Genomic DNA, 12,438 nt, shown 5'->3' with positions numbered 1-12,438 from the left:
ATCGAAGGGCGCCACCACGGCCAGATACTGGCCGGTGCGCAGGAAGCGCCGAGCCGATCCCGGCGGCGGTGATCTATCGTAGGGGCATACTCGTGCAAATCCCCCGTCCGGAGCGCTTCGCCATTCATAAGCTGATCGTCTCGGAACGGCGCCGCGGCCGGGATGGCAGCTTGCCGAGCTTGGATGCCAAGAGCCGATCTTCCGCTGCCGGCCCATAGCATCGTCCAGAAAGGCATTTCCCAGTTTAGCAAGGTCGGCCGGACGCAAGTGACTGGGATAGGGTGGCTTCTGACTGTCTGGTATGGGGTGTAACCGGACGATGTCCGCTTTCTCACAACCGGCCCTGATGGCAGGAGAAAGGTTAGAAGTCAGAACAGAATTTTGGGTCGCCGCTTGAGCTCTGAGTGCGACACCCTCCGCTCCGGAGCAAATTCCAAGACTATGCATCGCGGCGTGAGGCCGCTACCTAGTCAGCTGGGTGCGCCTCCCTTGCAGGCCTTCAAAGCAATCGCGAGGCCATGCAAAGATTGTCGACAGCGTCTCCCAACAAGCGGACCCCTCGTTGGATACCCCAGTCCTGCAACGCGGCATAGCCGATGACGAGGCCGACTTTCTGCGGGAGGGCATCCGGAAAGGCCGGGTCATATAGCGGTGATACCGTGTGGACGCCGATGCCCAATCTGCGCGCCCCTTCGATCAGCGCTTCTTCCGACGTTTGCGGCAAGTCGGGGAACCAGGCGACGATATGCAGTCCCGCATTCGCGCCCTCAATCACAACCCTGTCGCCGAACCTCTGCGCGAGCGCGTTGAGCAGCATCTGCCGCCGTTCCCCGTTGCGACGGCGGGCTCGGCGCACATGGCTTTCATAGACGCCGCTCTCGAGCAAAGCGGCGAGTGCCTCCTGCTCGATAACGGGCGTATGGCGGTCTGTCAGCTGCTTGGCTGGCGCGAACACGGTCTGGAGTTCAGGCGGGACGACCATATAGCCGATCCGCAGCGTCGGTGAGAGCGTCTTCGAGATCGTGCCGAGGTAGATGACATTCCCGCTATCCGCTAGCCCGTGCAGCGGCGGCACGGGATCGATATCGTAGCGATATTCGCTGTCGTAGTCGTCCTCGATCACGTAGGCGTTGGATTGCCGCGCCCAGGCCAGCAACTGCTGGCGGCGTCCAATCGGCATGACGCCGCCCAGCGGGAATTGATGGGAGGGCGTGACATAGGCGAGCCGCGCTTCGATTCCCGCAAGCAGTTCCGTGTTCAGGCCATCCTTGTCGACAGGAAGGGAGATCGGCGCTGCGCCGGTCGCCGAGAAGATGTGCCGGGCCATCGCATAGCAGGGATTCTCCATGACGAACCGATCCCCGGCATCGAGCAGGAGCCGGGCGCAGAGATCGAGCCCTTGCTGCGAGCCGTTGACGATGATGATCTGGTCGAGATCGCAGCGTAGGGTCCGTGCCCGCCAGAGATAGCCTTGCAGCGCGATGCGGAGCCTGCGTGCGCCGAGCGGATCGTCATAGGTGAGCCGATCCGGCTTCTGAGATATCGCCGCGACGACGGCCCGCTTCCAGGCGAGGAGCGGAAAGTCCGATGGCGCCAGATCCCCATAGCGGAAATCGGCGACGAGGTTACCCGGCCGCTTCACCGGCCGCGGTGGGATCGCCGTCAGTCGCTCGCCATAGGCCGACAATCGGATCGCGCTGGACGGTCGTGGCGATCCGATGCTGCAATCTGGGAAGAAGACTGACGCGGCAACCCGCGGCCGCGCCCCGTGACGTACATGGATGAAGCCCTCTGCGGCGAGTTGCTCATAGGCTGCCGTCACCGTCGTCCGCGACACGCCGAGCTCGGCGGCAAGCACACGTGAGGAGGCGAGCAGGCCATCCGAGCCGTAAACCCCGCCTGCAATCTGGTCCCTGAGCGCCTCGTAGATCTGCCGTGCTCCCATGCCCTGTTGGCGATCCTTGCCGGCGCGGTGCTTGGCCTTCTTTCTCAACTGGACCATATTAATTCACGAAAACTGGACGTTTTAATCAATCCAGTTATGCACTATTCTAAGACAAATCCAAACCGAATTTCGGCCACGAGGAATGAGGGTGACGAGATGAAGTCGCTCAACGGATTGTCCGCTTTTCCGATTACTCCCAGCGACAGCAGCGGGCGGGTCGATACGGCTGCCCTGCGTCGGCTGGTGGCGCGTCTCTGCAAGGCGCAGATCGATTCGATCGGCCTGCTCGGCAGCACCGGAACCTACGCGTATCTGACCCGTGAGGACGGCGGCGCGCCGTCAAAGCGGCGGTAGACGAGGCTGGCAGCGAGATTCCCGTCATCGTCGGAATCGGCGCGCTGCGGACGGACGATGCGGTGAAATATGCTGAGGACGCAAAGGCCGTCGGTGCAACGGCCGGCCTGCTGGCGGCAGTCTCATATACGCCGCTCACTGATGACGAGGTGTTCGCGCATTTCACAACGGTCGCGCGCGACAGCGGTCTGCCGATCTGCATCTATGACAATCCGGGCACGAGGCATTTCCGCTTTACGCCGGAGCTCGTCGCACGCCTCAGCCGGGTGCCGGGAATCGTCGCGGTGAAAAGTCCGGCGGCCGCCCGAGACGAGACGATCGCTCATCTCGCGGCGTTGCGGCGCCTGGTGCCCGAAAGTTTCGCGCTCGGCTACAGCGCCGACTGGAACTCGGTCGAAGCGCTGATTGCAGGGGCCGACACCTGGTACAGCGTGCTCGGCGGCCTGTTGCCCAGGATTTGCCTCAAGGCGGCCAGGGCGGCCCGGCAAGGCGATGTGATGGAAGCCCGGCGGCTCGATGCCGCGCTCGTGCCGGTTTGGGATCTCTGCAAGCGGTTCTCCAGCCTGCGCGTCGTCTATGAGCTCGCCGAGATGCTCGACATTTGCAGCGCCGAGCCGCCGCGCCCGATCCTGCGCCTGCAGGATGCGGCCCGGAGGCAGGTTGCTGAAACGCTCAAGCGTCTGCCGGCCGAAGTCACGGAACAATGACGCAACTTGACGCGACAGAGGAACTCCAATGTATGTCCCCGCGCATTTTGACCCGCCGAACCTCGAGGCGCTGCACGACCTGATCGAGCAGAACGCGTTTGGTATCCTGTTCACCAAGGGCAAGAGCGGCCTCGACGCCAATCACATCCCCTTCGACCTGAACCGGGAGCAAGGGCCATTCGGTGTCCTGCGCGCCCATGTGGCGCGCGCCAATCCGGTCTGGCAGGACATCGCCAGCGGCGACGAGGTGCTCGCCGTCTTCCGCGCCGTTGATACCTACATCTCGCCGAGCTGGTATCCGAGCAAGCACAAGTTTCACAAGCAGGTGCCGACGTGGAACTACCTCGTCGCGCACGCCTACGGGCGCGTCACTATTCACGACGACGAGCGCTACCTCCGCGGCGTGGTCGGCCGGCTCACCCGCACCCACGAAGCCACGCAGGCGCAGCCGTGGAAGATGTCCGACAGCCCGAAGGACTTCATCGACACGATGTTGAAGGCGATCGTCGGCATCGAGATCGAGATAACCCGGCTCGTCGGCAAGTTCAAACTGAGCCAGAACAAGGAAGCCGCCGACATTCTTGGCGCCGGTCATGCGCTCAAGGAGCGGGGCTCCGACGCTATCGGCGATGCCATGCTGGCGATCGGCGCCGCGAAGGCGGAGCAGGTCTAGCTCGTCCGCCGTGCACACCGGGCAAGTCGTCGAGCTCTGAAGGAGAACGAGCAATGACCTGGGGCGGTCAACTCCAGCACATCCACATCGCGCTGGCAGCGTGACATGGGATGGCCACGCCTCATAATGAAGCTGTTGGTGACCGACGTTCGCACCGAACCGGGCGCGGCGACGAGATGTAGAGGATCACGATCATGCCAGACCTGACTCAATTCGCCCTGTACTGCGCTGCGGCTTTCGTGCTCGCCGTTACGCCCGGTCCAGGCATCTTCTACGTCGCCGCGCGCACGCTCGCCGGCGGCCGTGCCGAAGGTATAGCGTCCAGCTTCGGCACCGGGTTAGGCGGCATGGTCCATGTCCTCGCAGGCAGCTTGGGCGTTTCAGCCATCGTGCTCACCAGCGCAGAGCTATTCAGCGTGCTGAAGCTGATCGGTGCGGCCTATCTGATCTGGCTCGGCCTTCGCACGCTCCAGTCTGCCCGGCGGGACGCGGCGACAAGTTTGAATGGGGGATCGGCGGCACCGCCGATCGGGCCACGGCAGGCGTTTCGTGAAGGCGTGCTTGTCGAGGCACTGAACCCGAAGACAGCGGCGTTCTTCCTTGCCTTCATTCCACAGTTCGTGGACCCGACCGAAGGCCATGTAGCCCTGCAATTCATGATACTCGGTTTCGTGTCGGTTGTGCTCAACACCCTCGCCGACGTCGTTGTCGTCTTTGCGGCGAGCGGCATTCGACAAGGCGCAACAGCCCGTCCTGCCTTGATCCGCCGCCTGCGAGAGTTCTCGGGAGCTGCTATTATTGCGCTCGGCATCGGCCTCGCTCTGGCCAGGCGCCCTGCCAATTAATTGCTGAGCTCCGCGCAGCATCGAAAGCGGTCAGCCGCCGCCAGGCTGATCGAGTCCGGGCCTTAGACTAGTCTCGCTGTATCGCTGCCCCTCGATCCCGGAGTCGGAGAACATCGGAAACGCAACTCAGTTATCAGTGCTCGATCCTTTGTGGGACTGTTGGCCTCTTTAGCTTTCCCAACATGGCGGCGCCAATCGTATCCGACACGCGCCCGGCGGCGGCCTTCACGGGATCGTTCGCCGATGCGCATAGCGGGTAAGCAATACATTCGAATGTCCGCTTTTCGGTATGCCAAGTATTTTCGATCGGCGAGAATGGGAGTCGGATCCCGAACGGCAGCTTGTCGAGCTTCTCGGCAAGAACCAGACAGACAGCTTCCGGCCAATCTCAGCTGTTCCCACTCTCTGTGAATGCCGGCGCTGTTACGATCAAAGCAATCGGCTAGTCGGCCAGAAAAAACAGCCAAGCCAGCAACGCCAACAGCGTCGCAACCGCTCCGAGCAGCAGTGGCATGTGTGACGGGCGTTTCGGTGAATCGGCAGCGATCACCGCTCGTTCGCTAACCGTGGGGCGATCGCGATGTGCGGCCTGCAGTTCTTCTTTGGTGGGCGGCGCGCCGGCGGCTTCGTCATCCGTGCCCAATGGCGCGGCGGCGGGATCATGTGCAGGCACCTTGTCGCCGGTGGCGCCTTTATCGATGCGATGGCGAAGCTGCTCGGCAGTGGGAGTGTCTTTCATGACGATGTTTCCTTCGGCTGCCGGCTTAACCGCTCTTCTGCCTGGTTGTTCCGTGCACCTATCATCGCTGAGACGGAACATGGGTAGTGGGGGATCGATCGCACCAGATCGAGTATCGCTCGTCTGAAGCCAACGATGGGCGGCGGATGCCGATCATTTTTACGCCGGCCGCTCACAAAAGCCGAAAGCATGAACACCAGAATTAACGGAACATAAGCATCGGCGTGCGGTTGCGCCCACAGTTCCCAAGGCTGATGCCGCCAACCGATAGCAAAGGCAGGCCCATGCCGACCTTTCCTAATCGTCCTTCGCCGCACATCGATCGCCCGCCCCGGAGGGGGGCGGGACTATCCCGGCGAGGACTTCTATTTTCCGGATTGTTCGTGGGCACCATGCTCGCCAGCCCCGCCTTCGCGCGGACTATCGCGGGCCTACCTTGGTCGCCTGCGCAAACCTCCACGCCACAGTCCCTTGTGGGCCAACATTTTCTAACTGCGGCGGAAAAGCACTGCCTTGATGCCCTCACGGGCAGGCTGATCCCTAGTGACGAGTACGGACCCGGCGCACCAGAAGCCGGCGTCACGACCTTCATCGATCGGCAGCTGGCCGGCTTCTTCGGCCGGGGCGACCGTTGGTACATGCAAGCGCCGTTTCGGGACGGAATCCCCGGCCAGGGGTACCAATCGGAACATGCGCCTGCGCAACTGTACCGTCGCGCGCTGGCGTCGCTGGACGCGTTTTGCCGCGCAACCTTCGGTGGCCGCTTGTATGCGGAGCTGGAGACCGAGGCGCAGGATGAACTGCTGCGACAGATGGAAGCCGGCGATCTGTCGCTGGAAGGCGTTTCCGCCGAGACCTTTTTCGGTCTGCTCTGGGAGAACACCATCGAGGGCTTCTTCTGCGATCCGCTGTATGGCGGCAATCGGGACATGGTCGGCTGGAAGCTCGTCGGCTTTCCTGGAGCCCGATACGATTACCGCGACGTGCTCGATCACAATGGCGCGCCTGTCAGGCTGGAGCCGGTCGGGTTGATGGGTGGCCCGCAGTGGCGCGTCGATTAAGTCTTTAAAAGCCACGAAACGGAAGGAAGCAAGCATGCCCCGCAAGCTACCGGAAACCGATGTCGTGCTGGTCGGATTCGGCTGGACCGCCGCCATCCTGGCGCAGGAATTGACGCAGGCCGGCTTGCGTGTGCTGGCGCTGGAACGCGGCGGCTGGCGCGACACGCCCACCCATTTCCCACCCACAGTCGCGCCGGACGAGTTGCGCTTCTATTGGCGTAAGGAGATGTTCCAGGATAATGCGCGCGAGACCCTGACCTTTCGCAACAATACCGGCCAGATGGCATTGCCGATGCGCCGCTGGGGGTCGTTCCTGCCTGGCGAAGGGGTAGGCGGGGCCGGCGTGCATTGGAACGGTCAGACATATCGCTTCCTGCCCAGCGACTTCGAGGCCGCCAGCCATAATGTCAAGCGCTACGGGCCGCTTGCCGACGGGCTGACGGTGCAGGATTACGGCGTCACCTACGACGAGTTGGAGCCCCATTTCGACCGGTTCGAGAAGCTGTGTGGCATCGGTGGCGTGGCAGGCAATCTGAATGGCGACATCCAGGCGTCCGGTAACCGGTTCGAGGGCTGGCGTTCGAGCAATTATCCGAACCCGCCGATGGAGATGACCTTCGCGCAGCATCGCTTCGCGGAAGCTGCGCAGGCCCTCGGGCATCGGCCCTATCCCGCCCCCTCGGCGAACATGTCCCGGCCCTATGTGAATCCTCTGGGAGTGCAACTCGGCCCCTGTTCTTATTGCGGTTTTTGCGAGAAATACGGCTGCGGAAACTATTCCAAGGCCAGCCCGCAAACGACGATCCTGCCGGTGCTGATGCAGCACCCCAACTTCACGCTCAAGACCCATAACGAGGTGCTGCACATCACCCGCGACAGCACCGGTCGGCGCGCCACCGGCGTTGTGCATGTCGACCTTGAGGGGGAGACCTACGAGCAGCCGGCGCAGATCGTCATCCTGTGCGCCTATCAGCTCCACAATACCCGCCTGATGATGCTGTCGGGCATTGGCGAGATTTATGATCCGCGCACCGGCGAAGGGCTGCTGGGCAAGAATTACTGCTACCAGGTCGTATCCTCTGTCGATGTCTTCTATGAGGATAAATTCACCAACCAGTTCGCTGGGGCGGGCGCGCTGGGCATGATGATCGACGAGTTCAACGGCGATAATTTCGACCATGCGGGGCTGGGCTTCATCGGCGGCGGCTATATCGCCTGCTGGACCACCAACGCCCGGCCGATCGAGACCCACCGCACGCCTGAAGGCACGCCGGAATGGGGTTCCGCCTGGAAGAAGGCGGTAGCGGAGAATTTCCTGAAATCGACCAGCATTTCCACCCATGGGGCCTCGATGGCCCATGCCGCCAATCATCTCGATCTCGATCCGACCTATAAGGACGTCCATGGGCGGCCGCTGATGCGGATGACCTATGATTTCACCGCCAATGACCGGGCGATGACGGCTCACCTGACCGAGCAGGCGCGGCGGATCGGCGAACGGATGGGCGGCCGGGAAATTCGCGTGAAGCCGCGCCAAGGCCCCTACGATTCCATGCCCTACCAAACCACCCACAATACCGGCGGCACCATCATGGGAAGCAACCCCGCCAACAGCGTGGTAAACCGCTATCTGCAAAGCTGGGAGGTGCCGAACCTATTCGTTATGGGGGCTGGCGTTTTTCCGCAGAATGCCGGCTACAATCCCACCGGCACGGTAGCTGCATTGACCTATTGGGCCGCCGAGGCGATCAAGACCCGTTATCTGCGCGATCCGGGGCCGTTGGTGCGGATATGAGGGGCTTCGGCATCACCTCCGTGATCCTTGCCGCCGCGACGGTCGCCGCTAGCCCGGCGACGCTGGCGCAGGATACCTCTTTCGCTCAGCTTGAGCGCGGCCGCTATGGCGTCATCACCGGCAATTGCCAGGCATGTCATACGGCGCGCGGCGAGGAACCTTTCGCCGGCGCGCGGCCGATGGAGACGCCTTTCGGCGTCATCTATACGCCGAACATCACTTTCGAGAGGGAAACCGGCCTTGGCCAATGGACACGAGAGGATTTCTGGCAGGCGATGCATAACGGGCGGTCGCGTGACGGTTCCCAGCTCTATCCCGCCTTTCCTTACCCGCATTTCACCCGCATGCCGCGCGAAGAGGTGGATGCGATCTATGATTATTTGTCGACCTTGCCGCAGGTGAAGAAGGAAAAGCCGGAAAACGACCTTCCCTTTCCGCTGAACATTCGCCTCGCGGTAAAGGGCTGGAACATGCTGTTCTTCGACCCTGGACCGTTCGAGCCGGACCCGGGGAAGAGCGAGGCCTGGAATCGGGGCGCATATCTGGTGCACGGCCCCGGCCATTGCGCCGGCTGCCACAGCGAAAAGAATCTGCTGGGGGCCGACAAGGAGAGCGGAGATCTGCGCGGCGGCCGGCTGGAACACTGGTCCGCCCCCAATATACGCGGTGGCGAGAATGGCGGCTTGGCCGATTGGAGCCACGAGGATATCGTCGAGTTCCTGCAGACCGGACGTAACCGGCACAGTGCCGCCTTCTCTTCCATGGCCGAGGTGATCGCCTATTCCACGCAGCATATGTGCGAAAAAGATTTGCAAGCTATCGCCCTGTACCTGAAGAGTCTGGATGATGAGCCGCGTGACCAGCCGGATGCGCCGGATGAGGCGGTCATGACGGCGGGCCAGTCGATCTATGCTGATAATTGCAGCGCCTGTCACACGAGCGACGGTTCCGGCGTGCCGCGTTTCTTCGCGCCACTCGCCGGCTCCGGCAAGGTCCGAAACCCGGACGCGACCACTGTCATCCGGGTCATTCTGGAGGGTGCACGCAGCGTGCCGACAAATGCGCGTCCGACGCCGCTCAGCATGCCGGCCTTCGGTTGGAAGCTGGACGACAGTCAGATCGCCGCCGTCGCCACCTATATTCGGAACAGCTGGGACAACGCGTCTGGAGCGATCTCGGCCGGCGATGTCGAAGCGCTCAGGCAACAATTGGCAGAGTAATGTAACAGAATTTTATGTCTTATCCGCTTAAGTGCAGTTTCCTTCACTGGGCTTCCGGTCTTTGGGTGATGATTATCTTTGTGAAAGGAAATACAATTTTAACTCGATGGAGACGAGCAGGTGCAGCCTCCTATTTTACCGAAAGGGAGGATAGTCATGGCGTCAAAATCACCTCAGGAAGAAAAATGGAATAAATGGCTTACTGATGCTCTTAGAGAGCTTTATCCTATAGAACAGTATATCCCGCCGGAGATGGAGGCGTTAGTTCGCCAGCTTGAGAAGGCAATACAAGATCGCGAGACTAGGATTCCAAACTCGGGCAAGGTGTCAAGAAATAATAAGAATTCATAAGATTATTTGTTGATTATAGAGGGGGGAAATTTTAAATAAATAATCCCCATTTCACATTGACGAAAAGCGCATAAAATTAAATATAATCGGATGCGTAACGAGCATTTTCAACGCTTTTCTTTGTGGTAATATCATAGAATTGGGGGGTTAAAGGGTTAAATGATTCATAAAAGGAGAGATCAATGCATGATAATGCGCGTCGCTCTTCGGCAGTGGCCGGTTCTACTCGCAGCGAGATCGAACCTTTAATTCCCGCCCTACGCGCTTTTGCCCGCATGCTCATGCGGCAAACTCCTGGCGCCGACGATCTCGTGCAAGAAACCCTGATGAAGGCGATTGCCAATCTGGACAAATTCCAGCCAGGCACCAGCATGAAATCCTGGTTGTTCACCATTATGCGCAACAGCTTCTATACCAACGCCAATCGAGCAAATCGCGAGATTACGGGCGGAAGTGATTGCGCATCGGTGACTGTTTCTTCGGGCGCGACGCAAGAATGGAATATACGGACGAAGGAACTGCGCCGGGCTCTGGAGGCACTCCCGACGACCCAACGGGAAGCGATCGTGCTGGTGGGGGCCTGGGGCGTCCCCTATGAAGAAGCGGCGCAGATTTGCGGTTGTGAGGTTGGCACCATCAAAAGTCGCATAAGTCGCGGCCGCGAAACACTCGCCCGCATTCTCGAATACCGTTTGCCCCAGCATCGCCGTCGACAGGGCTACAGGCAAGAGGCCGGCGGCTCGTCATCAGCCAAACACCGGCGGGATGGACTTGATCTCAATTCATTGCGCAATCTTCACGCGATACAGCCCTGAAGTACCTACGGCATTAAAGCGGATCGCCGACGCCGTAAAATACAACAGCTTCATCTATAGGCTTAGAGGCCCAACAGTTGGCTTCGGTCAATGTGCCGTAAGGTACGGAAAAGCTGTGGTCAGGAGGGTTGCTGTGCCATGTGGGCATGCTCCCAGGACATCAATAGCACGCCGGTGAACACCACCGTGAAGCCGGCGAGATGCAGCCATTGGAAGGTTTCCCCCAGCAAGATATAGGAGAAGATCAGAGCCGAGGCCGGCATCACTCCCATGAAGGCGGCCGCCACCGCGCCTTCGGTGCGGGCAATGGCGGTATACCAGAGCCAGGTGCCGATAGCCAAAGTACCGGCGCCATACCATGCAACCGCGACCCAGGCAGAATCGGGAACATCTGGAATCGAGAAGTCCTGCCATTGCCATAGGGCGAAAGGCAGAAAGAAGGGGACTGACAGCGCGGCGGCCAGAAATGCGACCAGGACCGGGTCGATGTGTTCCGAGACTTTCTTGCCGAGCAGCGTATAAGCCGTCTCGCAGCAGACCGCGCCGAACACCAAGGCCGCCCCCAGCAACGGATCCCCATCGGAGTCCGAGCCGCCACGATCCTGGCCGAGTTGCAGTATTAGGACGCCAGCCACGGCGAGGGTAATGGCGCCCACTTTCCGAATGGTCGGCCGGTCGCCTAGGAACAACATGGAGGCGGCGGCGGTGACGGCGGGCGTGGTGCTCATCACAATGGCGCCGACCACGCCGGGGATCATCTTCATGCCGTATAGCATCAAGGCGGAAAAGCCGAACATGCCGAACAAAGCGATCAGCACGACCAAGAGCCAATCTCGCCGGCTGAATTGCTGAATCTGATTGCGGCTGCGCAAGGCGAAGGGGGCAAGCGCCAGCGCCCCGATGGCGACCCGCAAACCTGATCCGACGAAGACCGGCATTGCTTCAGTGACGATTTTACTGATTGGCGTGGCGGAGCCGAACATTGCCATGCCAAGCGCCAACCGGGCCTGCAGGCCGAATTTTCGAGGGATAGAGCTAATGGGCATAGTGAGGGGGGAACTTCGGCTCTACCGCAATGTTCCGGCGGCATGCAGGTGACAGAATTTCTCTTAGTACTCGGCATCGCGGTTTTACCGGGTGTGGGCAGTCTGATTGGGACATCAATTGCCGAATTCTCCTTCGCCCCGCAATGGATCGTGGGGGTGGCGATGCATGCAGCGGCCGGAGTGGCGATCGCCTTAATCAGCGTTGAGCTCATGCCGCGCATTTTGCAAGACACGCCCCCCTGGCAGGTTGCAACCTGCTTTCTTGGCGGCGGGCTGCTGTCGATCCTGTTGGCCCGCGCGGCGCGGATCGGCCGCTGGCTTGCCGGTGGCGGTAGCACGAGCGCATGGATGGTCTATATCGCCTCGGCGGCGGATTTGATGACCGATGGCCTGATGACAGGCATTGGCGTAGCGGTTTCGACCGATTTCGGGCTGCTGCTTGCTTTCAGCCAAGTCGTGGCGAATGTGCCCGCTGGGTTCGCCAGCATCGCCGTATTCCGCGCCGAAGGTGTGCGGCGGCGGGCACGGATAATGATCGCCGTGTCATTTCTGGCGCCGTTGCTAGGCAGTGCTGCGGTGGGCTATTTGCTCCTGCGCGATGCAGAGCCGGCACTGCAGAACGCCGCGCTAGCCTTTGTCGTTGGCGTGCTATTGCTGGCGACAGTGGAAGATACGCTGCCGGAGGGTGATAAGCCCCAGCCGCCCCGCCGGTTTTCGACCGCCGCCTTCGCGGTTGGCTTTGCAGGCATGGTCTTGTTTTCCGGCTATTTCGGTTAAGGCCGCATCAAAAGGATAAAACCAACCAGGATACGACCGCCAGCAAGTGAGTTGAGACAATCCCCATACTTGACCCGTTCTTGGAGTGGGAATGCGGAACCTTTGCCGCC

General features: G+C 60.9%; 14 protein-coding genes. 11 read left to right on the top strand and 3 right to left on the bottom strand.

Going from position 1 to position 12,438, the window contains the following annotated elements; genetic code table 11:
• The first annotated feature begins 56 nt into the window (after nucleotides 1–56).
• The gene (locus AUP43_RS19370) at nucleotides 57–218 is read left to right on the top strand and encodes a GSU2403 family nucleotidyltransferase fold protein (protein WP_269746863.1); all 162 of its coding nucleotides are present in this window, start codon (nucleotides 57–59) and stop codon (nucleotides 216–218) included.
• A 281-nt stretch (nucleotides 219–499) separates the two neighbouring features.
• Here the strand turns inward: AUP43_RS19370 and pdxR are convergent, their stop codons facing one another.
• The gene (pdxR, locus tag AUP43_RS05225; protein ID WP_067553488.1) at nucleotides 500–2,002 is read right to left on the bottom strand and encodes a MocR-like pyridoxine biosynthesis transcription factor PdxR; all 1,503 of its coding nucleotides are present in this window, start codon (nucleotides 2,000–2,002) and stop codon (nucleotides 500–502) included.
• A 99-nt stretch (nucleotides 2,003–2,101) separates the two neighbouring features.
• Between pdxR and AUP43_RS19545 the strand changes: the two genes are divergently transcribed.
• From AUP43_RS19545 to AUP43_RS05210, 4 genes are all read left to right on the top strand, one after another.
• A complete protein-coding gene (locus AUP43_RS19545) occupies nucleotides 2,102–2,299 on the top strand; it encodes a dihydrodipicolinate synthase family protein (protein ID WP_269746861.1) in 198 nt (65 codons plus the stop codon).
• A gap of 17 nt (nucleotides 2,300–2,316) precedes the next feature.
• Nucleotides 2,317–3,006, top strand: coding sequence for a dihydrodipicolinate synthase family protein (locus AUP43_RS05220; protein WP_322096375.1), 690 nt, complete (start codon nucleotides 2,317–2,319; stop codon nucleotides 3,004–3,006).
• Nucleotides 3,007–3,034: 28 nt separating this feature from the next.
• Nucleotides 3,035–3,679 carry an FMN-binding negative transcriptional regulator gene (locus tag AUP43_RS05215; protein ID WP_067553486.1) on the top strand — a complete coding sequence of 215 codons (645 nt, stop codon included), beginning with the start codon at nucleotides 3,035–3,037 and terminating at the stop codon, nucleotides 3,677–3,679.
• Between the two features lie 194 nt (nucleotides 3,680–3,873).
• Complete coding sequence (locus tag AUP43_RS05210; protein ID WP_067553483.1) at nucleotides 3,874–4,524, top strand: LysE family translocator; 651 nt, start codon at nucleotides 3,874–3,876, stop codon at nucleotides 4,522–4,524.
• A 442-nt stretch (nucleotides 4,525–4,966) separates the two neighbouring features.
• Here the strand turns inward: AUP43_RS05210 and AUP43_RS18945 are convergent, their stop codons facing one another.
• A complete protein-coding gene (locus tag AUP43_RS18945) occupies nucleotides 4,967–5,263 on the bottom strand; it encodes a hypothetical protein (RefSeq protein ID WP_157089246.1) in 297 nt (98 codons plus the stop codon).
• Between the two features lie 392 nt (nucleotides 5,264–5,655).
• On the opposite strand from AUP43_RS18945, the gene AUP43_RS05200 reads away from it, so the two are divergent.
• The 5 genes from AUP43_RS05200 (at nucleotide 5,656) to AUP43_RS18580 (ending at nucleotide 10,505) form a co-directional block, all read left to right on the top strand.
• Nucleotides 5,656–6,324 (top strand): gluconate 2-dehydrogenase subunit 3 family protein, encoded by a 669-nt coding sequence (locus AUP43_RS05200; protein ID WP_198154830.1) that lies wholly within the window; start codon nucleotides 5,656–5,658, stop codon nucleotides 6,322–6,324.
• 34 nt (nucleotides 6,325–6,358) lie between these two features.
• A complete protein-coding gene (locus tag AUP43_RS05195) occupies nucleotides 6,359–8,119 on the top strand; it encodes a GMC family oxidoreductase (RefSeq protein ID WP_067553479.1) in 1,761 nt (586 codons plus the stop codon).
• On the top strand, nucleotides 8,116–9,339 hold the full coding sequence (locus tag AUP43_RS05190) for a c-type cytochrome (RefSeq protein WP_067553477.1): 1,224 nt from the start codon (nucleotides 8,116–8,118) through the stop codon (nucleotides 9,337–9,339). Before AUP43_RS05195 ends, AUP43_RS05190 begins: the two co-directional genes overlap by 4 nt.
• 156 nt (nucleotides 9,340–9,495) lie before the next feature.
• Nucleotides 9,496–9,690: a hypothetical protein gene (locus tag AUP43_RS18940; RefSeq protein WP_157089244.1), complete on the top strand. Its 195-nt coding sequence runs from the start codon at nucleotides 9,496–9,498 to the stop codon at nucleotides 9,688–9,690.
• Nucleotides 9,691–9,872: 182 nt separating this feature from the next.
• Nucleotides 9,873–10,505, top strand: coding sequence for a sigma-70 family RNA polymerase sigma factor (locus AUP43_RS18580; protein WP_084462576.1), 633 nt, complete (start codon nucleotides 9,873–9,875; stop codon nucleotides 10,503–10,505).
• A 119-nt stretch (nucleotides 10,506–10,624) separates the two neighbouring features.
• On the opposite strand, the gene AUP43_RS05185 is transcribed toward AUP43_RS18580, so the two are convergent.
• Nucleotides 10,625–11,494 (bottom strand): DMT family transporter, encoded by an 870-nt coding sequence (locus tag AUP43_RS05185; protein ID WP_198154828.1) that lies wholly within the window; start codon nucleotides 11,492–11,494, stop codon nucleotides 10,625–10,627.
• Nucleotides 11,495–11,593: 99 nt separating this feature from the next.
• Here AUP43_RS05185 and AUP43_RS05180 point away from each other — a divergent pair, with 99 nt between their 5' ends.
• Nucleotides 11,594–12,328, top strand: a complete 735-nt coding sequence (locus AUP43_RS05180; protein WP_067553473.1) for a ZIP family metal transporter — start codon at nucleotides 11,594–11,596, stop codon at nucleotides 12,326–12,328.
• The last annotated feature ends 110 nt before the right edge of the window (nucleotides 12,329–12,438 follow it).

The sequence above is a fragment of the Oceanibaculum pacificum genome, assembly GCF_001618175.1.
GTDB classification, from domain to species: Bacteria; Pseudomonadota; Alphaproteobacteria; order Oceanibaculales; family Oceanibaculaceae; genus Oceanibaculum; species Oceanibaculum pacificum.
Note: the sequence above shows the minus strand (reverse complement) of the source record. Positions and strands in the feature narration are given on the sequence as shown.